The 24,539-nt window shown below is 38.6% G+C and carries 25 protein-coding genes; 15 read left to right on the plus strand and 10 right to left on the minus strand.

The window, feature by feature from the left end:
• Window positions 1-161: 161 nt before the first annotated feature.
• Entirely contained in the window at window positions 162-1,058 is an 897-nt protein-coding gene (locus U8D43_RS17550; RefSeq protein WP_335872478.1) for a TIGR01777 family oxidoreductase, read from the minus strand.
• Between the two features lie 91 nt (window positions 1,059-1,149).
• Between U8D43_RS17550 and recX the strand changes: the two genes are divergently transcribed.
• A complete protein-coding gene (gene recX, locus U8D43_RS17555) occupies window positions 1,150-1,950 on the plus strand; it encodes a recombination regulator RecX (RefSeq protein ID WP_335872479.1) in 801 nt (266 codons plus the stop codon).
• Between the two features lies 1 nt (window position 1,951).
• Here the strand turns inward: recX and U8D43_RS17560 are convergent, their stop codons facing one another.
• Entirely contained in the window at window positions 1,952-2,620 is a 669-nt protein-coding gene (locus U8D43_RS17560; protein WP_335872480.1) for an SDR family NAD(P)-dependent oxidoreductase, read from the minus strand.
• A gap of 156 nt (window positions 2,621-2,776) precedes the next feature.
• Here U8D43_RS17560 and U8D43_RS17565 point away from each other — a divergent pair, with 156 nt between their 5' ends.
• On the plus strand, window positions 2,777-3,106 hold the full coding sequence (locus U8D43_RS17565) for a YfhH family protein (protein ID WP_335872481.1): 330 nt from the start codon (window positions 2,777-2,779) through the stop codon (window positions 3,104-3,106).
• 40 nt (window positions 3,107-3,146) lie between these two features.
• On the opposite strand, the gene U8D43_RS17570 is transcribed toward U8D43_RS17565, so the two are convergent.
• Window positions 3,147-3,305: a YpzG family protein gene (locus U8D43_RS17570; protein WP_335872482.1), complete on the minus strand. Its 159-nt coding sequence runs from the start codon at window positions 3,303-3,305 to the stop codon at window positions 3,147-3,149.
• A gap of 22 nt (window positions 3,306-3,327) precedes the next feature.
• On the minus strand, window positions 3,328-3,495 hold the full coding sequence (locus U8D43_RS17575) for a small, acid-soluble spore protein K (RefSeq protein WP_335872483.1): 168 nt from the start codon (window positions 3,493-3,495) through the stop codon (window positions 3,328-3,330).
• Between the two features lie 132 nt (window positions 3,496-3,627).
• Between U8D43_RS17575 and U8D43_RS17580 the strand changes: the two genes are divergently transcribed.
• Entirely contained in the window at window positions 3,628-3,897 is a 270-nt protein-coding gene (locus U8D43_RS17580) for a YfhJ family protein (RefSeq protein WP_335872484.1), read from the plus strand.
• A gap of 26 nt (window positions 3,898-3,923) precedes the next feature.
• Here the strand turns inward: U8D43_RS17580 and U8D43_RS17585 are convergent, their stop codons facing one another.
• A complete protein-coding gene (locus tag U8D43_RS17585; RefSeq protein WP_335872485.1) occupies window positions 3,924-4,907 on the minus strand; it encodes a metal-dependent hydrolase in 984 nt (327 codons plus the stop codon).
• Window positions 4,908-4,975: 68 nt separating this feature from the next.
• On the opposite strand from U8D43_RS17585, the gene U8D43_RS17590 reads away from it, so the two are divergent.
• Together U8D43_RS17590 and mutY are read left to right on the plus strand one after the other, a co-directional pair.
• Window positions 4,976-5,281 carry a hypothetical protein gene (locus U8D43_RS17590; protein ID WP_335872486.1) on the plus strand — a complete coding sequence of 102 codons (306 nt, stop codon included), beginning with the start codon at window positions 4,976-4,978 and terminating at the stop codon, window positions 5,279-5,281.
• Window positions 5,282-5,326: 45 nt separating this feature from the next.
• A complete protein-coding gene (mutY, locus tag U8D43_RS17595; RefSeq protein WP_335872487.1) occupies window positions 5,327-6,433 on the plus strand; it encodes an A/G-specific adenine glycosylase in 1,107 nt (368 codons plus the stop codon).
• Between the two features lie 553 nt (window positions 6,434-6,986).
• On the opposite strand, the gene U8D43_RS17600 is transcribed toward mutY, so the two are convergent.
• Genes U8D43_RS17600 through yfhS form a run of 3 tightly spaced genes read right to left on the minus strand, consistent with a single transcriptional unit; the run spans window position 6,987 to window position 7,576 of the window.
• Window positions 6,987-7,196 (minus strand): hypothetical protein, encoded by a 210-nt coding sequence (locus tag U8D43_RS17600; RefSeq protein ID WP_335872488.1) that lies wholly within the window; start codon window positions 7,194-7,196, stop codon window positions 6,987-6,989.
• On the minus strand, window positions 7,193-7,315 hold the full coding sequence (locus U8D43_RS17605; protein WP_335872489.1) for a hypothetical protein: 123 nt from the start codon (window positions 7,313-7,315) through the stop codon (window positions 7,193-7,195). Before U8D43_RS17605 ends, U8D43_RS17600 begins: the two co-directional genes overlap by 4 nt.
• Before the next feature lie 36 nt (window positions 7,316-7,351).
• Window positions 7,352-7,576, minus strand: a complete 225-nt coding sequence (gene yfhS / locus U8D43_RS17610; protein ID WP_335872490.1) for a mother cell protein YfhS — start codon at window positions 7,574-7,576, stop codon at window positions 7,352-7,354.
• A 144-nt stretch (window positions 7,577-7,720) separates the two neighbouring features.
• Between yfhS and fabL the strand changes: the two genes are divergently transcribed.
• The 10 genes from fabL to U8D43_RS17660 all read left to right on the plus strand — a co-directional run bounded on the left by fabL (window position 7,721) and on the right by U8D43_RS17660 (window position 18,376).
• The gene (gene fabL / locus U8D43_RS17615; protein ID WP_335872491.1) at window positions 7,721-8,467 is read left to right on the plus strand and encodes an enoyl-[acyl-carrier-protein] reductase FabL; all 747 of its coding nucleotides are present in this window, start codon (window positions 7,721-7,723) and stop codon (window positions 8,465-8,467) included.
• Between the two features lie 75 nt (window positions 8,468-8,542).
• Window positions 8,543-8,755 (plus strand): gamma-type small acid-soluble spore protein, encoded by a 213-nt coding sequence (locus U8D43_RS17620; RefSeq protein WP_442893630.1) that lies wholly within the window; start codon window positions 8,543-8,545, stop codon window positions 8,753-8,755.
• A 337-nt stretch (window positions 8,756-9,092) separates the two neighbouring features.
• Entirely contained in the window at window positions 9,093-9,344 is a 252-nt protein-coding gene (locus U8D43_RS17625) for a YgaB family protein (RefSeq protein WP_335872493.1), read from the plus strand.
• Window positions 9,345-9,462: 118 nt separating this feature from the next.
• Window positions 9,463-9,993 (plus strand): nucleoside tri-diphosphate phosphatase, encoded by a 531-nt coding sequence (ntdP, locus tag U8D43_RS17630; protein ID WP_335872494.1) that lies wholly within the window; start codon window positions 9,463-9,465, stop codon window positions 9,991-9,993.
• A gap of 248 nt (window positions 9,994-10,241) precedes the next feature.
• The gene (locus U8D43_RS17635) at window positions 10,242-11,990 is read left to right on the plus strand and encodes an ABC transporter ATP-binding protein (protein WP_335872495.1); all 1,749 of its coding nucleotides are present in this window, start codon (window positions 10,242-10,244) and stop codon (window positions 11,988-11,990) included.
• A gap of 733 nt (window positions 11,991-12,723) precedes the next feature.
• On the plus strand, window positions 12,724-13,743 hold the full coding sequence (locus tag U8D43_RS17640; protein WP_335872496.1) for an ABC transporter ATP-binding protein: 1,020 nt from the start codon (window positions 12,724-12,726) through the stop codon (window positions 13,741-13,743).
• Window positions 13,718-14,701 (plus strand): ABC transporter ATP-binding protein, encoded by a 984-nt coding sequence (locus U8D43_RS17645; RefSeq protein ID WP_335872497.1) that lies wholly within the window; start codon window positions 13,718-13,720, stop codon window positions 14,699-14,701. Before U8D43_RS17640 ends, U8D43_RS17645 begins: the two co-directional genes overlap by 26 nt.
• Window positions 14,702-14,736: 35 nt before the next feature.
• Entirely contained in the window at window positions 14,737-16,344 is a 1,608-nt protein-coding gene (locus U8D43_RS17650) for an ABC transporter substrate-binding protein (RefSeq protein ID WP_335872498.1), read from the plus strand.
• 109 nt (window positions 16,345-16,453) lie between these two features.
• Complete coding sequence (locus tag U8D43_RS17655; RefSeq protein WP_335872499.1) at window positions 16,454-17,458, plus strand: ABC transporter permease; 1,005 nt, start codon at window positions 16,454-16,456, stop codon at window positions 17,456-17,458.
• A 15-nt stretch (window positions 17,459-17,473) separates the two neighbouring features.
• Window positions 17,474-18,376, plus strand: coding sequence for an ABC transporter permease (locus U8D43_RS17660; protein ID WP_335872500.1), 903 nt, complete (start codon window positions 17,474-17,476; stop codon window positions 18,374-18,376).
• Window positions 18,377-18,457: 81 nt separating this feature from the next.
• Here U8D43_RS17660 and U8D43_RS17665 read toward each other — a convergent pair whose 3' ends face one another.
• Window positions 18,458-19,525, minus strand: a complete 1,068-nt coding sequence (locus U8D43_RS17665; protein ID WP_335872501.1) for an FUSC family protein — start codon at window positions 19,523-19,525, stop codon at window positions 18,458-18,460.
• 417 nt (window positions 19,526-19,942) lie between these two features.
• On the minus strand, window positions 19,943-24,394 hold the full coding sequence (locus U8D43_RS17670; RefSeq protein ID WP_335872511.1) for a glutamate synthase-related protein: 4,452 nt from the start codon (window positions 24,392-24,394) through the stop codon (window positions 19,943-19,945).
• Window positions 24,395-24,539: the final 145 nt, after the last annotated feature.

Here is a 24,539-nt window from a genome sequence, read left to right on the forward strand (position 1 = left end):
GAATCGACCTTTTCGTATCCATTATTGCTATTTCATGTAGTTTAGATGGAGTCCTCAAAATTGCTGTTGAATTTTATCAAAAAAGGCGAAAAAAAGCATTGAAACAAAGCTATATAACCGTTTGACTGGTTTGAGAATCAACAAACTTAGCGATAACAACCTTAAGAATAAAGGTCTTTTAAAGCAGTCGAAAGGAGTGGGAACGAAAAAGCGTATCCAGTCTTTTCTAACACAGAAGGGGATACCTTTTGGCCATCTAATATAAGGGTACTCATTTCACCTAAAGCAGCCTTGATGATAAAGGACGGAACAGGAAGCCAGTGCGGACGATGTAGAACCTTCCCTAAAATTGATCCGAACTCTTTCATGGTAACGGGGTTTGGAGACACAATATTGACTGGACCAGTGATATCATGATGCAATAGAAACTCAATGGCGGAGCAAACGTCCTTAATATGAACCCAAGACATCCACTGTTCACCAGACCCGACAGGACCACCGGCGAATAGTTTATAAGGCAAGACCATTCGTGGAAGTGCGCCATCTTCTTTTCCTAAAATAATGCCAAAACGGGTAATGACAACTCGCACGCCTAGTTCTTCCGCTTTTTTTGCTTCTTGTTCCCACTCGATAACCGTTTTAGCTAGAAAATCACTGCCAGTATGCTTGGACTCTTCTTTATGGGTGATGGTCTTTGATGCATGATAATAGCCGATTGCGCTTGCATTAATAAGTATTTTTGGCGGATCAGGTAGAGCATTCATAATCGAGAAAACAGCCTGAGTCGCCTCGCTTCTCGAGTGCTGTATGCGCTTTTTTCGTGTTTCTGTCCAGCGACCACTGTTGATCGACTCGCTAGCTAAATTGATGACTGCATCAATTCCTGCTAACTCTAGTTCGGGTTGACTATCAGCAGTGAGCCATTTGACGTAAGTCACGTTTGGTTGGTGATGTTTCTCTGGATTACGTGTGAGCACATAAAGTTGATGATTTTTCTTCAATAAGTCCACTAAATGGTTTCCGACAAAACCTGTACCACCTGTAATGGCGATTTTCATTGAAATGCCCCCAATTGAATACTATTATTTTACCTTCGTAGTTAATATAAAACCTTTTTGAATGTGTTAAAGTAGAAGAGAGGTGTTGCAAATGGGAAAGATCACAAAAATAACAACTCAGCAGAAAAACTTGGAACGCTACAATATTTTTATTGATGAAAAATATGCGTTTAGCGTCGACGAGAGAGTATTAATTTCGTTTAATTTACAAAAAGGATTAGAAATAGATGCGCTCATGATGTCACAAATTCAGTATGAAGATGACATCAAAAAAGCCTTTAATTCCTCTCTAGTCTTTTTAAGCCATCGCATGCGAACGGAAAAAGAGATAAGAGATTATCTTCTGAAAAAAGAATATGAAGAAGAGATTATTCCTGAGGTTGTACATAAGTTAAAAGAGTTTGGGTATCTAAAAGATGAAGAATTTGCCTCAGCTTTTGTCAATACGATGATGGCAACGACAGATAAGGGTCCAGGGCGAGTGAGACAAGAGCTAGCTGAAAAAGGTGTATCAAAATCGATAGCCGAGCAAGTTATGAATGTCTTCACACGGGAAGAGGAGCTTGAAAAAGCAATAATGGTAGCCGAAAAAACCGTGAAGAAAAATATGAAACTCTCCGCTCTACAAAAAAAGCAAAAAGTAGATCAGACCCTTATGCGCAAAGGGTATTCTCCTTCTATTTTCAAAGGTGTTCACGAAGCAATTAGTGTTGAAAATGAAGAAGAGGAGAACTGGACAGCACTATATCATCAAGGCTTGAAAATTCATAAACGCTACAGTTCTAAATATGAAGGGTATGACTACGTGCAAAGAATGAAAAAAGCCCTGTATCAAAAGGGCTTTGGGATGGAAGACATTGAGCGATTATTAGACAAATTGCAGGAAGAGTAAATTATTTTTTGGATTCTAGAATAATTTCAGTTTGAGATTCAGCTTGCTCGAAAATATAGTTGGCCACTTCTTTAGGTGAACGAAAGCGGGATGTATCAGAAACATGATGACTTTCTTCCCAAAAGGGGGTGTTCATGCCACCCATATAGGCGTTAACAACCGTGATATTGGTAGTGGCTAATTCCTTTTGCATACTTTCCGCGAATCCTCTTAGGGCAAACTTACTGGCTGAATAAAGAGATTCATTCACTTTGCCACGTAAGCCGGCTGTGGAGATAATGTTAATAATTTTTCCGGTCTCTACGTGTGTAATATATTCTTTTGTTAAATGGATTGGAGCCATCACATTGGTGGAAAACATTTCTTCCAGTTCCTTTGGTGAAGAAGAGGTTAAAGGTCCAAAATGACCAACACCAGCATTATTAATTAAAATCTCAACTTTATCATCCGGTGAAATGTGGGAGAAAATCGACTGTAGCTGATCTACGTTGGTTAAATCGGCAGTGATGATCTCTACTTGTCCACCGTCACGATGAAGTTGATCTTTTAAGGAAGACAGTTTTTCTTCTGATCGACCATGAGCATAAATCTTATAGCCTTTTTCACTATACAATAAAGCAAACTCTTTTCCTAAACCAGAGCTAGCACCTGTAATTAGTACAGCTTTCATAATAGCACTCCTTTTAGAGGTAAGGTAATTGGATCATTGTTTCGCTTTCATTGTACCATTTTCAGGGATTCGGTTTGAAGCGAATCGTTTAAAAGAGGAAGAAATCTTCTAGCCTCTTTCGCTCAATTTCTCGTCGCATAATAAGGAGGAACATAAATGGATCAAGAAAAACGATATAGCCAAATGAAAGAACATGAATTAAGAGAGGAAATTGCTTCATTAAAAGAAAAAGCTCGCAAAGCAGAACAACTGGGAATTGTGAATGAATTCGCTGTCTTAGAAAGGAAATCTATTATGGCCCAAGCGTATTTACTGGATCCAACTCAGTTTGTGCCTGGTGAAATCTATGAAATTAAAGGCACTCCAGGTGAGTATTATAAGATTGATTATTTGAATGGGATTTTTGCTTGGGGCTATCGCCTTCAAGGTGGAAAACAAGAAGAAGCACTACCTATTTCGATGTTAAAGGACGGAAAAGTAATTTAAAAAGGAGCTATGAAACATAGCTCCTTTTCGTATCACGTAGTTAAGATCTTTTTCGTGTTTCGTTTTCTAAAATAATAAGACTTTGTGTTTGGGTTGTTTGTCCATTTGCTTGTTTATGCGCATGCTTAGGGTTAAACCACCCTTTTGTAAATGGACTAGAATATTTATTATTGAAGAAATTATTCTTCATGTTTCCCATAAACACGACCCCCTATTATTTATTATTGGATCGAATCACTTTCACGGTTACCAGAAGCTTTCATCCGTTCTTGAGGGTGGGAATTAATGGTACCATCTGCTCGTTTAGAAGCGTACTCTGCTTTAGCTCGTGGTTCCCCTTCAAACTTATTATTATTTTGGTTTGGAAATCCTTTACTTTTGTTTCGCATCGTACTACCTCCCCATCTCATCGTAGAAAAACAAAGATAACAAAGCTTAACTACGTACTCTTATTATGAAGATAACTAGGCAAGCTTATGACTAAAAAACATGATAAAATATTGGCAATGGAGGTAATAAAGATGAATGAGATATACGAACGACTAACAAAGATTTTATTAGAAAAAAACTCAGAACTTTCTCCTTTGCGTGCACGGACTTGGGCAGAACTACTATGGGAAGACTTCGAGACGACTTATGCAAAGGCAGGGAGAGAGTACAAAGGTACTGAAATGACAGAAAAAGTTGTCAGGAAAATGATTGAAAATTACGGTGATAAACTGCATGTATTTGCGGCTAAAAACCCTAAATATAGTCATTTACTTGAAGATGAAGAAGATGAAATACATTAAAAAACGGTGATGTAGAATCACCGTTTTTACCTATCTGTGAAAGGTTCTAACTTACTTTGTAGTTTATCTTCGCTAAAAATCCAACCTGTATAAGAATTCAAGATTTTTAAGTCGTGATCTAGATGTACGACCGCAACGAAGGGATAATGACCATTGCTACGATAGCGCAAATCAATAAACCGAACGTCATATTTATCGTCATGCTCTTCAACTTCCCACCGGAATACAGGTGAAAAAGAAAGAAAAGCGGAAATGTTTTTATCTTTTTTTGCTGCGCGAATGACAGCTGTACATGGAACCGGTATCTTCTTGTACTCATCTAAAATCGTTACAGAACGTCGAAATGCCCTCGCAACGAAGTATCGATCTTTTGTGACCACAGCCACTCGCCATTGAAAGAAGCGGAGCGTTGGAGAAATAATAATTCTTTCGGCTGAGGGGATGGTTTTTAGTACGGCGGCTTTTACGGTAAACTGAACAGCAAATCGTATGATGTAATAGAAAATAAGAATGACGTAAATGACGATAAACGTCCATCCAGGATCAAATCCGATTCCCCATAATACCAGTCCTACGACATGAAAACCAAAGATATAGGGATCAAATGTATTGATAACCCCTAATGCGACCCATTTCGGTGAAATAGGACGTAATGCTTGGGTACCGTAGGCATTAAAAATGTCGACAAATACATGCAGGAAAACAGCGGTAAATGTCCAAATCCATAAGTGTAGCAAATTTGCTTCAGGAAAAAATGGATAAATAATGGCGACGATACCTAAAGGCCAGAGCAATACCGCAGGAATGCTGTGGGTCACACCTCTATGATTGCGGAGATATACAGCATTATTACGTAATTTTAACAGGGTATCTATATCAGGAGCTTGTGATCCGATTAAGGCGGTAATTAATACTGCTTGCGATGTGGCGGTGCTCTCTGCTACAACGGGATCTAATGTTGCTAAACCGGCTAAAGCAAACCCCATCACAACGTGCGTGCCAGTGTCCAAGCCACCATCTCCTTTCGTAAAATAGAGTTGTTTATCAAAAATGATAAGGAAAACTAGGGGGAATTTCAATGAATAATACTTATCAAATGGTCATTCAATATGAAATAATAGCCGAAGAAAAAAACGTCTATGAACATGAGATAAAGTATATTTTGACTAGTCTTTCCGATTATGGTGCAGTAAATGTTCAATGGCAAGTACTAGGAGAAAATATATATATGGAGAGCTTCAATATCCCAACAGAAGCTTATTTTCATGCCATTAAAAAAGTGAGAACGACTCCCTGTCATTTATTATTTGGAAAATTAGATCGTTGTATTAATGGTGGTGTCAAAAAAATTCAGTGTTATGGGTTGAGAAAAGTATACAGTTAGTATATTCCCAAATATGAAGTATCGCTAACATCATGGAGGTAAAACATGCAAAAAAGAAAACAACAGCTAGAAGGTATAGATATACGGCAATTTCAACAAGACCTCATCGGTTGGTTTGAAGCTGAACAAAGAGATCTACCATGGAGAAAAGACCAAGATCCATACAAAGTATGGGTTTCTGAAATTATGCTCCAGCAAACAAGGGTGGATACGGTTATTCCTTATTTTCTTGCTTTTCTCAGTAAATTCCCAACGATTGAGGCTCTTGCTGAAGCGGATGAAGAAAGTGTGTTAAAAGCATGGGAAGGTCTTGGATATTATTCTCGTGCCCGCAATCTCCAATCGGCTGTTAAGGAAGTACATGAAAAGTATGGCGGCATTGTACCGAATACTCCAACTAAAATCTCAACATTGAAAGGTGTCGGACCTTATACTGCCGGTGCAGTTTTAAGTATAGCTTACGGGCTTCCAGAGCCTGCTGTGGACGGGAATGTGATGAGAGTCATCTCTAGAATCTTATCTATTTGGGATGATATCGCGAAATCTTCATCAAGAAAGGTCTTTGAATCCGCAATAAGAGAGTTGATCTCACACGAGAATCCATCCTTTTTTAATCAAGCTCTTATGGAACTAGGTGCGTTAATCTGTAGTCCAACCTCTCCATCTTGCCTGTTATGTCCGGTTCGGGAGCATTGTCAAGCATTTGAACAGGGGAATCAAAACGAACTTCCCGTTAAGACAAAGAAAAAAAGCACAAAAAAGGTAGAACTCGCAGCCGTCATATTGGAAGATGAAGAAGGAAGAGTCATTCTCCATAAACGACCAAAACAAGGCTTACTCGCAAATCTATGGGAATTTCCAAATTGTGAGATTAACTCATTTGGATATGGAAAAATACAATTAGAGCAATTCATTAAGGAAGAATATAACATTGAAGCTAGCTTTGAGAATGCAATTTTAACAAAGATTGATCATGTATTTTCACACCTAACTTGGAATGTGGAGGTCTATCGGGGAAAAGTGAAATCCTTCGTTGAACGTGATGATTTGCGATCAATCACCTCTCAACAAATTGAAGATGATTTTGCTCTCCCGGTCTCACATCAGAAAATGTGGAAGGCTTTTAAAGCAGCTGGAGAAAAGCCTGAATAGAAGGCTTTTTTCTTTTTTAAGGCAATTTTCGTATGTATAGTTGCTATTTTATCTATTTTTAGATTAAATTCTTCGTTTTGTTATTTATATTCATCAAAAATAGCCCATAGGCTGCTCGAAGCAAAGCTATCTAACAGCTTATGGGCTGGTTCGAAAAGCCACAATTTTTGCGAAAACAGCCTTTTGTATACAGTATGCTATTTCATCTCATTTTTGATTGAACCCTTCAAGTCACTGTCGATTCCCATCAAAAATAGACGGGAAATTGACCCGATGCAGAGCTATACCAATGTTTAGAGACTGGCTTGAAAAGCGACAAACTTTGATGGAATAGTCTTTTTCAACAAGCTTTATTAGTGAAATCAACTCAGAGGTCTCATCAATTTCAAATGAAGTAATGACAATAGATCTCTGAAAAACAAGAGAACACACTTTAGAAAAGGCTGTTTTCAAAGAAGAATATATACCGATACAAAGATAGGTTTTGAGTCAACTTTCAGATTTTTTTTGGTGAGATCACTGAGGAAAAAGAGGGTCTCAGGGGCTATTGAATTTAATAGAAATAATGTATTCCAAAAATGCTATCACAAAAGAATACGTTTGCCTTACTTTTGATAGCACACCTAACTACGTGTACTGACCTGGTGCCTGCCGCCGCAGGGCGAGCCACTTTCGCTTTTCTTGATCCAGCTGCAGTGGCTCTGAGGCTCGGGTCAAATGCCAGCCCACTACGTGAAGCAGGCTTCACTGCGTGTTCTGTCATTTGCCTGCCGCCTCAGGACGAGCCGCTTTCGCTTTTCTTGATCCAGCTGCAGTGGCTTGCGGCTCTGGGTCAAATGAATAACTCTCCAGCGATGCAGGCATCACCTCCGAGTTCTTCATTTGCCTGACGCCGCAGGGCGAGCCACTTTCGCTTTTCTATTCATATGTGGTTTGTGTTCCGTGGGTCCAGTTGGCTTCGGTTCTTTTTAACCCGCCTCGTTCTTCGATTTCTTCGACTATTTGTTGATGGATGGTTTGACCTTCTACGTTTAAATAAGGCACAATTTGTTGGAAGGAATGATGAAAAAAGGCAAGTTCACTTTTTTTCCATTGGTCCTTTGGTAGCATAGAAAGCTCGGTCATATCTCGTCCGACGTACATAGTTTTAACCTCCATTAGTATCGTGATTTAGAAGTTGAAAGATTTCGTGCTATTCTAGAGGGTAGTGTGAAGTACTACTTGATATTTGCCATACTCTATTTTTTGAAAAAAACGGGAAAATATACGAAGAAGGGATGAAAAAAGATGAATAAGGTTGCACTTATAACAGGAAGTAGTCGCGGATTGGGGAAGGCTATAGCCTTGGAACTTGCGAAAAAAGGATACGATATTGTTATAAATTATGCGAGAAGTAAGAGTGCTGCTGAGGAAGTAGCAAATGAGATTGAAGCGCTCGGAAGGAAGGCATTACTTGTGAGAGCGAATGTAGGTGATGTTGATAAAATCAAAAACATGTTTACCAGAATAGACGAAGAATTTGGGCGACTCGATATTCTTGTCAGTAATGCTGCTTCAGGCGTGTTAAGGCCTGTGATGGAGCTTGAACCGTCTCATTGGGATTGGACGATGAACATTAATAGCAAAGCACTTCTGTTTTGTGCTCAAGAGGCAGCAAAAAGAATGGAGAAGAATGGGGGAGGGAAAATTGTTAGCATTTCCTCATTAGGATCGATTCGCTATTTAGAAAATTATACGACAGTAGGGGTTTCGAAAGCAGCCCTAGAAGCTCTAACTCGTTACTTAGCTGTGGAACTGGCTTCAAAAAATATTGTCGTTAACGCCGTATCAGGAGGAGCCATTGACACAGATGCGTTAAAACATTTTCCTAATCGTGAAGAACTATTAGAGGATGCGCGCAATCAAACACCGGCTGGTCGAATGGTGGAAATAAATGATTTAGTTCACTCTGTTCTTTTTCTTCTTTCAGAAGAAGCTTCTATGATTCGTGGTCAGACAATTATTGTAGATGGTGGTCGCTCTATTTTGATGTAAAATATTTTTTTCTTTTGTTTTTTGGGATAGTTCCTCTCCTTCATGGTTAGATTATTATTCGTGGAGGTGATATCAGTGGCAAAAAACAACAAACAACAAACTGCAGCTGGAACAAACGTACAACAGGTAAAACAACAAAATGCTCAAGCAGGTCAACAAGCTCAGCAATACGGTACAGAATTTGCATCTGAAACAGACTTACAGCAAGTAAAACAGCAAAACGCACAATCACAAGCAAAAAAAGCACAAGCACAAGCACCAAGTCAACAGAACCAACCAAATCAATAATAGAATCAAAAAGCCTAGGAAAATCGCCTAGGCTTTTTTGTTTATTGAAGGAATTAAAACTTCTCTTTTATCGACAAAAGAAGTCAAAGGACTTTGTTAAGATAAACCGAAACATTGTATAAGGCTCTATTCGTATACTTTGTTGCTCTTGGCACAAAGAAAAAACAGGGGAGTAAGGTTTTTTCGATTGATTTCTTACTTTTCATCTAGTAATGAAGAGTTTTTCATTAGGAAGATAGCACGAAGTCAGACAAGTCAAAGGTTTTATTTGCCACTACCTCTGCGAAAACAGTCTTGTATAAAGATAGAAAATTGTTTTAAAGGTGGGAGAGGGAAAGTGAGTGCTTTTAACCAATTAATAGAGAAGCAATTAAAAACAATGGAGAAGTTGCTTTTGCTTCAATCTGAAATTGAGCGATATCAGCTTGCAGAAAAAGAACTCATTGAACTAGGGAAGCTCGTAGAATTAGAGCAAATAAAAAGAGAATTATTAGAGATGAATAAAGAAATTAACGTCATTCAGGCAGAATTTAATAGACAGACAAATGATGTGATTCGTACCTATAGTGAAGAAAAAGCCACGCACTAGAATGGAGAGCTATCGTAAAAAACGATAGCTCTTTTGTTTTAAAATTATTTTTAAAGCGTTATAATAAGAAAATAGACTTATTTGATCAGGAAATTGTTAAGAAAGTAGGGGAAATTCAATGGCTGTTCCCACTGAAGGCGAAGCATTACAAATACATAGCTACAAACATGACGGGAAGGTCCATCGAATCTGGGAAGAGACGACCGTGTTAAAGGGAACTCGTAATATGATCATAGGCGGAAACGATCGTACAATGGTTACGGAATCTGATGGGAGAACCTGGATTACGAGAGAACCGGCAATCTGTTACTTTCATTCAGAACTATGGTTTAATATTATTTGTATGATTCGACAGGATGGCATTTATTATTATTGTAATTTAAGCTCACCATTTGTTTTTGATCATGAAGCAATAAAATATATTGACTATGATCTTGATATCAAAGTATATCCAGATATGACCTTTACGCTACTCGATGAAGATGAATATGAAACTCATGGAAAACAGATGGGCTACCCAGATGTTATCGATAAGATTCTACAACAAAATGTAGATAAACTTGTTCGCTGGATTCGTCAAAGAAAAGGACCATTTGCACCTGATTTTGTAGATATATGGTATGAACGTTATCTAACGCATCGACGTTAAACCTATACAGGCAAAAACCTGTTGGCAAGAGATCAACAGGTTTTTTTATGTTAGGCTGTTTTCCTAGCCTATGAAAACTTAGACAAAAGTAGATTGTGGTGAAAATTATTAATTTTTTTGGAAGAATTCATTGTCAAAATTGAGGGTTCCATCAATATTTTACTTCAAAACCAACAATGAACAATGGAAAGAACAAATAAATAGGTTTTAATCTTGCTTTATTAAGCATGGAAGGAGGAGTTTTTTAGGTGGGTAGCATCAAGAGATACATGGAATTCGTAAAACCTTATAAGCTCCAAATTATTGGAACATTAATGATTGGCCTCTTTAAATTTGCCATTCCTTTATTAATCCCCCTTTTAATCGAGTATGTGATTGATGATGTGGTCGGAAATGCGGCTTTGTCACAAGATGAAAAAATCACCAAGCTTTTTGTAGCAATGGGTGGGATGGCATTCATCTTTGTTTTTCTTCGACCACCTGTTGAATATTATCGTCAATATTATGCTCAGTGGACGGCAAGTAAGATCTTGTATGACATACGGGATCGATTGTTTACTCATATCCAAAAGTTGAGTTTTAAGTATTACTCGAACACAAGAGTAGGAGAAGTTATTTCAAGAGTTATTAATGACGTAGAACAAACGAAGAATTTTGTGATTACAGGGTTAATGAACCTCTGGTTAGATGCAGCAACAATTGTGATTGCGGTATCCATTATGTTAAGTAAAGACGTTTCATTAACGCTAGTATCGCTTATAGTATTTCCGCTTTATGCGATTTCGGTTCGGTATTTTTTCGGAAATCTACGCAGTTTAACTAAAGAAAGATCTCAAGCCTTGGCAGACTTGCAAAGTTATCTTCATGAGCGTGTTCAAGGAATGCCGGTCATTAAAAGTTTTGCGTTGGAAGATTATGAGCAAAAGCAATTTCAATCTCAAAATACAAACTTCCTTAATAAAGCGATGGCTCATACGGGCTGGAATGCCAAAGCGTTTGCTGTGGTAAATACGATTACAGATCTGGCTCCCCTCATTGTCATTGGATATGCAGGGTACCAAGTAATTCAAGGAGACTTAACGATTGGGACAATGGCTGCTTTTATTGCCTATGTCGAGAGGTTATACAATCCTTTAAGAAGACTGGTCAACTCATCTACAACCTTGACACAGGCAATTGCATCCATGGACCGAGTATTTGAATTTATTGATGAACAATATGATATTGACGATACTCCTGGGGCAATTGAATGTAAAAATACGAAAGGTCAAATCTCTTTCAATGATGTTAGTTTTTCATATGATGATAATGAAGAGATGATTCTAAAAGACATCAACCTTACAATTCAGTCGGGTGAAACCATTGCTTTTGTCGGGATGAGCGGTGGCGGGAAATCATCCCTGATTAGCTTAATTCCTCGTTTCTATGATGTAACCGATGGCGAGATATTACTAGACGGAAGCGATATTCGTCAATTTGAAGTAAGGTCTTTGCGGGATAAAATTGGGATGGTTTTGCAAGACAATATTCTGTTTAGTGAATCCGTACGTACGAATATTCTGTTAGGAAATCCCTTTGCCAAAGAAGAAGATGTCATTGCTGCTGCAAAGGCTGCGAATGCTCATGATTTTATTTTGAATTTACCACAAGGATATGACACGAAAGTAGGAGAGCGTGGTGTGAAGCTTTCCGGAGGACAAAAACAGCGTGTAGCTATTGCGAGAGTTTTTCTGAAAAACCCACCTATTCTTATTTTAGATGAAGCTACTTCGGCGTTGGATTTAGAAAGTGAGCATTTAATCCAAGAAGCGCTAGAAAACTTAGTACATTCTCGTACAACCTTAATTGTTGCTCACAGACTATCAACGATTACACATGCCGACAGAATTATTTTAATGGATAATGGTCGAATTGCAGAGATTGGAAAGCATGATGAATTGATGAAGAAAAAAGGTCAATATTATAAATTATTTCAGGTTCAACAATTGGATACTTAACTTAAGGCTCTTCTAGAATAGTCTTTTCGTATACATTGTTGCTATTCAACTAAATTATCGATGGAATCTCAGTTTTTGAGTAGATTTTTTTCAAAAAGATGCCTCGGAACCAAGCCTATTAATGATATATATATTGCTAAAAGCAACATTCTTTATGAAAGACTGTTTTCGCAAAGATTGTCGCTTTACGAGTTGGAATATTACCTTTGACCTGTCTGAATGTATGCTCTTTTCCTAATGAAAAACTCTTCATTACTAGATGAAATGTAAGAAATCAGTCGAAAAAACCTGTCTGCCTGTTTTTTCTTTGTGTCGATAGCAAAAAAATATACGAAAAGAGCCTTCTGGAAACACTTAGTTTACAGTGTGAATAGGGATTTGAACCAGAGCAATCATACAAGATTGCTCTGGTTTTTTCTGTTTAGAGAAGCAACAAACTTTGCAAAAAAAGCCTTGAATGAAAATATCAACACTTTCAGTATGATACTGACAACTGTAGAAGGGCTATTATTGCGACATCGACTTTAAGGTGAATGAAAATTCTCCTATTGATACAGAATCAATTTTGAGAATTAACATTACAAATGTGTGACAAAAAACCTAAATATTGTAAAAAAGTTAAATTATATTAAGAAAATTCTGTAAAAGTGGTTGATAATTGTTGAATTAAATGTATAATAAGGTAATAATTTCAGAAAAATTAAAACATTACAACAATGTAGGAGGGTCGCCAATGGCAAACCAAACTCCTTTGCTCAAAGTAGAAAAACTTAAAACATCGTTTTTCACAGATGACGGAGAAGTACCAGCAGTAGATTCTATTTCTTTTGATATCTATCCCGGAGAAATTTTAGGAATTGTTGGAGAATCAGGGTGCGGTAAGAGTGTTACGTCGCTTTCGGTGATGGGATTAATTCCGAGTCCACCAGGAAAAATTGTTGAAGGGAAAATTCTTTTTAAAGATGAGGAGTTAACAGAGGCTTCTGAGAAAAGAATGCGTGATTTAAGAGGAAATGAAATTGCGATGATCTTTCAAGAACCAATGACTTCTCTTAACCCTGTTTTCACAATTGGGAACCAGCTAGTAGAAGCGATAAAAATACATAAAAATAGTAGTAAAATCCAAGCTGAAAAACGTGCGGTTGAAATTATGAGGCAAGTCGGTTTACCACGTGCTGAGGAACTCTTAAAGGAATATCCTCATCAATTGTCAGGTGGAATGAGGCAACGGGTTATGATTGCGATGGCCATGGCTTGTGAACCACAATTATTAATTGCTGATGAACCAACAACAGCATTGGATGTGACGATACAAGCTCAGATTCTAGCTTTGATGAAGAACTTAAATAAAGAAACGAATACAGCGGTCATGTTAATTACGCATGACTTGGGTGTGGTTGCTGAAGTTTGCGAAAGAATTATTGTGATGTACTCAGGAAAAGTGGTAGAAAAAGGTACTGTTGCGGAGATATTTCAAAACCCTCAACACCCCTATACCAAAGGGCTCATTCAGTCTGTACCAGATATGAGATTTAAAAAGGATAAACTCTATTCCATCCCTGGTAATGTACCTAAGCCCGGATCCATTCAAGTAGGATGTCGCTTTGCTCCAAGATGTGAAGAGGTCTTTGAGCGATGTACAATGGAAACTCCTGATTTATATGAAACAAAAAATGGCCATTGTACGCGTTGCTTCTTATATGAAGACACAAAGGAGGGACGTAGCGATGACCGAAGTTCTGTTACAAGTTGAAGACTTAAAGAAAAATTTCCCCATTAAAGGTGGCTTTTTAGGGAAGACGGTTAATGAAGTGAAGGCAGTCGATGGTGTTTCTTTTACAGTGAATAAGGGAGAAACATTAGGGATTGTTGGCGAGAGTGGTTGCGGGAAATCTACGACTGGTCGCATGCTAATGAGATTGATCGAACCAACAGGTGGTAGAGTACGATTTGAGGATCAAGAGATTACCAATCTATCAAAAGGTGATTTAAGAAAACTTCGACGTGATATGCAGATGGTTTTCCAAGACCCATTCGCCTCGTTAAATCCTAGACATAATGTGGAGAAAATTCTTGAAGAACCTCTCATTGTGCATGGAATTGGAACTAAAGAAGAACGAATCAAGAGAGTCCATGAACTTTTAGAAATTGTAGGACTTAGTTCTTATCATGCTAAAAGATACCCACATCAATTTAGTGGAGGACAACGTCAACGAATTGGGATTGCTCGTGCACTGATGACCAAACCGAAACTGATCATTGCGGATGAACCTGTCTCTGCCCTAGATGTATCGATCCAATCTCAAGTGCTGAATTTAATGGAGGATCTACAGAAAGAGTTTGGTCTCACTTATATTTTTATTGCACATGACTTAGGTGTAGTTCGACACATTAGTGATCGAGTAGCTGTTATGTATCTTGGAAAAGTAGTCGAGATTGCAAATAGTGAGGATCTTTATGATAATCCAAAGCACCCATACACTCAGGCACTTCTTTCAGCGGTACCGATTCCAGATCCACAATATAAAAGAGAGTCAATTATTTTACAGGGAGACATACCAAGCCCTTCAAATCCTCCCTCTGGTTGTGCCTTTCATACAAGATGTCCCTATAAATTGGATGTCTGCTCTGTAAAGCAACCAGCATTAACGAAACAGGAAGATGGTCACTTCGCTGCATGCCATTTGTTCACAGAAACAGAAGGTGCGTAGCGTAAATATAAAAAGACAATATAGGAGGGGTTTTTTTGAAAAGAAAAAGTTGGTTATTCATGCTTATGCTTTTACTGACAATTTCCACGGTGCTAGCTGGTTGTGGGGATAAGTCATCCAGTGATTCAAGTAAAGATTCTGATGGGGAAAACAAAACACTAATTTTTGGCCGCGGTGGAGATTCAGTGGCCTTAGACCCTGCAGTTGTAACAGATGGAGAGTCACTAAAAGTAACAAAGAATATCTTCGAAACATTAGTTGATTTCGGTCAACAAGATACAGAAATCAAACCACTTCTTGCAACAGAATGGGAACCTTCTGAAGACGGACTTACCTATACATTTATGCTACGTGAGGGCGTGAAATTCCAAGATGGTACGGATTTTAATGCTGAAGCGGTTGTATTTAACTTTGAACGTTGGATGAATGGAACAGAGGACCAGTTTCCGTACTATGGATCTATGTTTGGCGGATTTAAGGGAGACGAAGGTCATGTTATTGAAGCTGTAACAGCGGAAGATGAAACAACTGTTGTATTTACATTAAAACGTCCACAGGCTCCGTTCTTAAAGAACTTAGCGATGAGCCCATTTGCGATTGCAAGTCCTACAGCAGTTAAAGATCTTGGCGATAAATTTGGAGACGAGCCAAAAGGTGCTGGAACAGGTCCTTTCCAATTCGAGGAATGGAAGAGAAATGATAAGGTTGTCATTAAAAAGTATGACGGCTATTGGAATAGTGAATTTCCGAAAGTAGACGAAGTTGTATTTAAGTCAATACCTGAAAACTCTGCTCGATTAAATGCTTTAAAAGCAGGAGAAATTGACTTAGCAGATGGCATTAACCCAAGCGATGCGGAAGGAATCAATTCGGATGATAGTCTTCAATTATTTGAGCGTCCATCAATGAACGTTGGGTACTTAGGGTTAACAAGTACGCGTCCACCGTTTGATAATCCATTAGTACGTCAAGCGATAAACCATGCAATTGACAAACAAGCGATTATTGATGCGTTCTATGAAGGTCAAGCAGAAGTAGCGAAAAATCCAATGCCGCCAGTAATCTCTGGTTACAACGACGATATCGAAGGTTATGATTACAATCCTGAAAAAGCGAAGGAATTGTTAGCAGAAGCGGGTATGGAAGATGGATTTGAAATGGAACTTTGGGCAATGCCAGTTCCACGTCCATATATGCCAGATGGTCAAAAAGCAGCGGAAGCCATTCAAGCAAATCTTGCTGACATTGGTGTAAAGGCTGAAATCGTATCATTTGAGTGGGCAACTTATCTAGAAAAAGCTCGTAACGGAGAAGCAGATGCTTTCTTACTTGGTTGGACAGGAGATAACGGTGATGCGGATAACTTCCTTTATGTACTACTAGATGAGGATAATATCGGAAGTAATAACTATGCTTACTACAAAAACCCTAAAGTTCATGACCTATTAATTGAAGCACAAACAGAAACAGATGAAGATAAACGAAATGAACTTTATAAAGAAGCTCAAGTTATCATTCATGAGGATGCACCTTGGGTACCACTTGTTCACTCAACACCTATCTTAGCAGGTAAAAATGAGTTAAGTGGCTTCTATCCACATCCAACGGGATCAGATAAATTACACGAAGTTGAATTTAAATAAGAAGAAATGAACGGGGGGGGGGGAGGACATTTTGCCTCTCCCTTTCCTACATAATAATAAACTCTAATGTGGCTGTATTACTTCCTAGTAGAAAAAAGAGGTGAACTATATGCTCCAATACACATTTCGAAGATTGCTTCAGTTAATTCCAGTATTAATTGGGATTACGATTATCGTTTTTCTTATAATTCATGCGATACCTGGAGATCCTGCCCAAGTAATTTTAGGTCAGCAGGCAACAAAAGAAGCAATAGAGGCATTGCGAGCAAGTTTAGGATTAGATAATCCTTTGTATGTTCAATATGTAGATTATGTGAAAGGGTTGCTTCAAGGAAACTTAGGCGATTCTCTTCGCACGAAAGTACCGGTTTCAGAAGAAATTTGGCCATACTTAGCAGCAACATTTGAGCTTTCTCTCTTTGCTCTCATTATCGCTGTTATTATTGGGGTGAATGCGGGTATTATTTCGGCTTGGTTTCAAAATTCATGGTTTGATTACACGGCTATGGTTCTAGCCCTAATCGGTGTTTCCATGCCTATATTTTGGTTAGGATTAATGGAACAATGGATCTTTGCGCTTCAGCTAGATATTCTCCCTACGACTGGAAGGGATAATATCCGAAATCCAGTTGAATCCATTACGCATTTATATGTATTGGACACGATACTTCAAGGGCGATTTGATCAATTAGGCGAGGTTCTAAAGCATTTAGTATTACCAGGGGTGGCGTTAGCAACAATTCCAATGGCAATTATTGCGCGTATGACTCGTTCAAGTATGTTAGAAGTTATGCGTTCAGATTACATTCGAACAGCGAGAGCCAAAGGAGTTAAAATGTTTTGGGTGGTTTACAAGCATTCATTGAAAAATGCTATTATCCCGGTATTAACGGTTATTGGTTTACAAATGGGATTACTTTTAGGTGGGGCAATCTTAACAGAGACAATCTTTGGATGGCCAGGAATTGGTCGTTATATTTATGAAGCCATATCGTTCCGTGATTATCCGGTTATTCAATCAGGAATATTAGTGATTGCCACCATTTTTGTCGTAATTAATTTGATTGTGGATTTGTTGTATGCAGCGGTGGACCCACGAATTAAATACAACTAGGGGGAGGCAGAAAAGATGGCACAAATAGCGACAAATACAGAAACGGTTGCCCTTCCAAAAGAGGAAACCATATCTCCCTGGAAAGATGCGTGGAGAAGCTTCAAGAAAAATAAGTTAGCTCTTGTAGGGTTTATTATTGTATTATTTTTTATTCTTTTGGCCATTTTTGCACCATGGATAGCACCAGAAGGAATAAATGATCAAAAGCTTGGGGATCGTACACAAGTATTACAACCTCCTTCTGCCGAATATTGGTTTGGTACAGATGATTTCGGAAGAGATATAATGTCGCGAATCATTCATGGTTCACGTATTTCTCTATCGGTAGGGTTCTTTGCGGTTGTTCTTTCAGCTGTCGTTGGGAGTACACTTGGAATTATTGCAGGATATTACGGTAAGTGGGTCGATGTCATAATATCTCGTTTCTTTGATATTATGTTGGCTTTCCCGAGTATTTTGTTAGCGATTGCTGTTGTAGCGGCTCTTGGTCCATCTTTGCGAAATGCCTTAATTGCAATAGCAATCATTAATATCCCGAATTTTGGGAGACTGATTCGTTCGAAGGTATTGAGTGTCAAGCAAGAGGAGTATGTGATGGCTGCCAAGGCTATTGGGATGAAAGACAGAAGAATTCTATTCTCCCATGTACTTCCAAATAGTATGGCACCCATTATTGTTCAAGGAACACTAGCAATTGCAACGGCGATTATTGAAGCAGCGGCGCTAGGTTTCTTGGGGTTAGGAGCTCAAGCACCAGACCCTGAATGGGGGAAAATGCTCGCTGATTCTAAGAACTACCTAATACAAGCTCCATGGACCATGATTTTCCCAGGTCTTGCGATTATGTTAACGGTGTTAGGTTTTAACTTAATGGGAGATGGACTACGTGATGCGCTAGATCCAAGGATGAAGAACTAGGCACTGCAGAATAGACATTCTTGAATTCAATCTGGATATCTTCTTTTACAACGAAAAAACGCTCCGATATTGGAGCGTTTTTTATTCTTCTTTAATATCAATTTCATTTTCATCAATATGGAAGGATTGAAAACTTGTAATCAGTTTATCTAAATGAATCAGATGTTCTTCATATTCCATAATGGAAGTGAGAATATGAAGTAAATGATAAGAGTTCATATGCTGATTTTTCTGGAGGAACTCAACTTCTTGGGCTAATACGGTCGCAAATGTAGTTCGATCCAAACAGACAGCTTCAGTATTAATATCGTTGCGTGTTTTACCGATAAATTTCAACAGAAGTTGTTCATGATAGTTTTGTAAGCGATCGAGCTGATCTTGAATGAAGGTATCGATTTCATCGGAAAGGTGATTGACTTCATTTTCAAAACGGTTTAGCTTTTTCAATATATTAAAGCTTCGTCTCGTGGTAGCGATCATCTGTCGGTAGATCACAAGTTTGCGGTTTTTTGCGACTTCATTGGATTTGAAGTAATTACGTTCCTCCTTATAGTTTAAATACAAGGAATCTAGTTTGATTATTTTTTCTTTGATTTTCTCAATATCTTTCTTCAATAAATGGTGTTCAGAGGCATGCCTAGTTGTTAGTCTGGTCCATTTAAGGATTTCTTCTGTGATGCTGTCAATTTGACTATACACTTTTGTTTCATACTTTGGAGGTAGAAATAATAAGTTTATGACAAAAGAAGATAGCACTCCAATCATAATCGTTGAGAATCGGATAACTGAAAAGCCGAAGAAGTTTTCTTCTGTTACTTCCATGATGGCGATTAGAGTCACTAGTGCAAGGCCTATGGTGTTTTCTAGCTTCAATTTCAAAATGATTAAAATGGCAACAATCGCAGCTAAACCAATAATGACAATATGATTTCCAAACAATAAGACGAAGCTTACAGCTAGAATAGCCCCAATCAAATTAGCTTGTATTTGTTCGATTATGGTTAAGAATGAACGATAAATAGTCGGTTGAACTGCAAAAACAGCGGCAATTCCAGCAAACACAGGAGAAGGTAGTGCAAATGCTTCTGCAATGTATAAAGATAATACAATTGCAATTCCCGTTTTCATTATTCGGGCTCCAAGCTTCATGATGGAAAGGTTCCTTTCTATATAAAAGACTAATATACATATTAATTTCCTTAGCAGTTAAGGATAAACAAAATAGACTATACATCCATATGAGCAGATATGCAAGAAAAATCCGCAAAAAATAGTAACTACTTTTCCCATTTTCAAAAGGACAGAGTTCATCCGTTAAAAGTAGGATATGTTCGTATAGATTGTTGAAATTAGTCTAGTTTTTAATGGATTCCTCTATTTTTCTGGTGATTCTAATCAAAAATAAACGAGAAGATACCTCCATAGTAAAGCTAATCATTGTTTAAATACTCGTTCGAAAAACAGCAACCCTTGTGAAAACAGCCAAATAGAATAAATACATTTGATTGTTCGAATTTTAAGCTAACAAAAAAGAGGCTAAAATGAAGCCCCTTTTTTATAGATTTATTATTCTGTAGAAACGGATGGATCAGCTTGCTCTTTGACTGGGTTGACTTGTAGGAAGTGCTGTGCAGGTGAGCTAAGCAATGCTTTTAACTCGTGTACTTCATCCTGCCTAGCTTCTTCTAAAAGAGAAATATAGGTTGATAATAGTTCCTTAATTTCTAGTGAAGCCTTTTCATCGACGGGGTTTATGCTAACTTTTGCCCCTTTTGCTATTCGACGGTGTAAGGCATCTTTTGTAAGTCCAAGTTCAGGTTGATAGCGTAAATAGACGACCCCTCCTGTCATACCTGCACAAATCCAAGGACCAGGATCTCCTAACACTAATCCACGACCGTTAGTCATATATTCAAAAGCAAATCCTTTAATATTTGCATTGACACCAATATTACCCATTTCATTTGCGGTGATTTGCTGCTTGATTAATCCTCCAATAATCATATCGGCACCAGAGAGACGGATTCCTGCTCTTGCATCTGCATTGCCCTGAACAACAAGTAGTCCTTTTTGAGCTCCATATCCAAACCCTTTCCCAACAGAACCATTTAGAGAGTTGCCATTAGGACCTATTCCTTTTAAGATAACGATATCTCCACCAAATGTGGATTTGCCGATACCATCTTGACCTCCACCTGATACAGAAATGGTCATTCCTTCGGAGGTGTAAGCTCCGAGGCCGTTTCCTGGAATTGATCCATTTCCGAAAGATAAACTTACAGGATCTAAGGAAGAAGAGTTACTTTGGATACGACCTTTCGCTCTGTGACCAGATTCAAGGCTACCTAGTACTCGTTGCTTCGAATTGACGGTTCTGAAAGATGCGGAAGAACTTTGAGTAATATCTTCTCCCCTATACTCTGCACCTACAGCGGTTGCAGCTGTTGTCAGCATTGCCTCTTTCAGTGAAGAAGTCACATGTTGAAGTTGTGGTAAATCTAAGGTTTTTAATAGTGTAGTGAGATTCAAACGATTCTCACTTACTGTTTGCTCTAGAAGGTCTGAACGTCCAACAAGATCTTGTAATTTTTTCACACCAAGAGAAGCAGATAATTCTCGTAGCTCTGCGCCGAAAGCTGAAAATAAATTCATCAGACCTTGAACAGCTAAGTCACCTTCTCGAGGAACAAAACGGCGCAGTCCATGTTCTTCTGCTTGAGCTTCGGTTTCAATTTGAGTAGCGATTCCGACGTGACACGTATCTAAATGACAACCACGACAAGTCGTACAGCCAATTGCGATCATTGATAAGGTTCCAAAACCGATGCGATTAGCCCCTAATAGCATGACTTTTATTACGTCTTGAGCACTCTTGATTCCACCATCTGCCCAAATTTCCACAGTATCTCGTATCCCCGCTTCTAAAAGAGCATTATGCGCAGCTTTGACCCCGATTTCAACAGGTAAGCCAACATGCTGGAGTGCGTGAATTCGCGCAGCCCCTGTTCCGCCGTCAAACCCACTGAGGGTAATAATATCCGCACCAGCTTTGGCAATTCCAACCGCAATGGTGCCGATGTTTGGAACAACTGGTACTTTTACAGCTACCTTGGCTTGGTCATTGGCTGTTTTTAATTCATGAATCATTTGCTCTAAATCTTCAATTGAGTAGATATCATGATTGTTAGATGGAGAAATTAAATCAGATCCTATCGTTGCATTTCTTGCTTCAGCGATTTTAGCCGTCACTTTTGAACCAGGAAGGTGACCACCCTCACCAGGTTTAGCTCCTTGCCCAATCTTGATTTCTAAAAGGTTGGAGGAGTTTAATAGCTCGGCGTTAACGCCAAAACGACCGGACGCAATTTGTTGACCACGGGTTTTTGGATATTTACCTAACATATCCTTTATCTCTCCGCCCTCACCATTAAGGCTCACCATATTTAATTGGTCTGCGGCTTCTGCATAGGCACGGAAAGCCACTTCATTTTGAGATCCAAAGGACATTGAAGCAATAATGAATGGTAAGCTATGTTCTCCAACAGACAAATCGACTTCTGCGGGAGCGATGGTCGAAGGAATAGTCTTTAATGAGAGCAAATGTCGGATCGTAATTGGATTTTTCCCTTCTAATTGCGAAAGCTTCTCGCGATAGTTTGTATAATCACCTGTTCTTGCAACGTCGCCAATTGACTTCCACAATCGGGGGAAAATACTAAAGCTTTTTGCTATCCGAAGTGACTCATTGGAATAATCGATTGAGCGTTGAATCGAATCTTCCTTCATAGCTGTAAAATTAAATGAGAGGTTTTCTCCACCAAAAAAATTGACGATATTTAGTGTGTCAGCTATACGAGCATCGAGACCTATAGAGGAAAAGAGTCGTCCGTATCCACGGAGCTCATGTATTCCAATTGTTGAAATGACTTTCTCCAAGCCCTTATTCAATGCTTCGAATAAATTCAAGAGTGGTGTGAATAGATTTTCTTCCGTTACGGTTAAAAACATTAGGTAAGGACTAATTGCATCTGCACCTAAACCAAAAGCTGTAATCAAATCATGCAGAGATCGAATGGCTGCTGAACGTAAAATAATTGAACAATCTCGTCTTAAGCCTGCAGCTGTAAGTTCTTGATCAATTGCAGCAAGAGATAGATGGGGATCTAGCCATAAATGCTGATTCTGATGGCTAAGAGAGTCATCAAGAATAATGAGTGTCATACCTTTTTCAACCTTTTCAATAGCATCTAAACTTAACCGTTTAAGCGCATCTTCAACGTTCTCATTTGGTGAATAGGTTGTGGAAAGAATCGTACACTCATCTTTGCTTGTGTAAAATGATTGTATCTGGTCAAGGGTAGGTTGTTGAGTTTGAATACCACACTCTAGCCCTAATGCTCCTTCTAATAAAATAGGGGAGGATAGTTCAATAAATAAATCAGGCTCATGCTTTTCTGTATAAGAAGGACGTTTGCCTAGCATAGTTCTTGTCGAAAAGTGCTCGGTTTCTCGGTCACGATCAATCGCTGGATTCGTAACGACTGCTACACTTTCCTTAATAAAGTCAGGTATATTCTTTCGATTGGGATTAATCGCTGCAAGTGGTGAATCGTGACCAAGAGAGCGAATCGGCTCGATTCCCTTTTCTGCCATTTGTTCGACTAATTGGATATGATCTCTTTCCCATCCAAAGGCATGGTATTGTCCGTTATGAATTTTTGGAGAAGATGACAGCAACACTTCTCTGTTTAAATGCTGGGGTTGTAGTCTTTTCGCATAGTCTTTTAGATTAAGAGAAGTGGCAAAAGATTGATAGACTTGCTGTTGAAAGTCCTGATAGTAAAAAACTCTTATGTCATTTCCCATCCACTTAAGTCCAACTTTTTCACCTGGAGCTAATGGTTTAGGGTCAGAGACAAATTCATGAGATGCGATGACACCCGGCTCAGAAGAGAACACAAAAGAGCTTGAAGTTTCTAGCATCCATAGTGGACGTAAACCGAGGGAATCAACACTAAAGACAGCTTCATCCTTAAAGCGTGACACAATACCGGCAGGTCCTTGTGCGAAATGTCCCCATGATTCACGTAAATAAGTATATAGATCTTGAAGGTAAGTAGGATATTGACCCATTTCATTATTAATAGGTGGAAAAACCATTTCCATAGCTTGAAATAAACTAAAACCATCACGAGAAATAAGAGTCTCAATCGTCCGATTCAAATCTTGTGAATCGCTACCGCCTTTCACGAGTGGGACTTCAATCATCATAGCCTCGTCGCGGAGCTTAGCAATCGTGTTTATTTCCCCGTTGTGGCCTAATACGCTAAATGGCTGTACACGAAAAAAGTTAGATAGAGTATTCGTAGAGTATCGATTATGTCCAAGTGTCATAGTTGAAGCCATTAAGGGATTACATAAGTCATGAAAATATTCGGGTAAGGTTTCTCCCGATCCCATAACTTTATAGACAACAAAATCAGGGCTAAGTGAAGCAACGTGAATTTCTTCATTCTGCTCAAGTTCAATCGTGAGCTCAAAAAGTTTTTTATATAATTGTTGTTCAGTGAATGAGTTGGGGGCAAGTAGTGCGACTTGAAGAAATATCGGGTTTTCTTGTTGCGCAATTGGCCCAAGCTTATCCGGACTAACATTTTCTGTGTCTTCATATACAACGGTAAAATTATTTTCTTGGAATAATGTAAGAATATTATTAGGGATGTCTGTCGTCTTAGAATTACGAGTGATAAAGATATGTCCAATAACGAATCGAGGAGAATCCGATATTTCAGCTGATATTCCGTTTGAAATGAGCTTTTCTTTCCAGAGAGCACGTGGAATATCAGTGTGGATACCGGCTCCGTCACCTTCGCCATTGATGAAGCCAGCCCGATGATCGAGGGTAATCAGCGCATCAATACAACGCTGTACATTCGCGAAACTAGGGTTGTTTTTTTTCTCAATACTCGCGACAATTCCGCAAGCATCATGTGCGCCTTTGTGAAAATCTTGAAACATGCTTGGATTCCATTTTTGATTATTTATTACCAATGATTGACACCTCCGAGAAGGATAATTAGTATTAAGCCATAACAATTTAATAATTTTAAATTTTCAGAACAGTAATGCAATCTTATCATAATTTTTTGTGAAATTCAATTTT

The organism is Bacillus sp. 2205SS5-2, from assembly GCF_037024155.1.
Classification (GTDB): domain Bacteria; phylum Bacillota; class Bacilli; order Bacillales; family Bacillaceae_K; genus Bacillus_CI.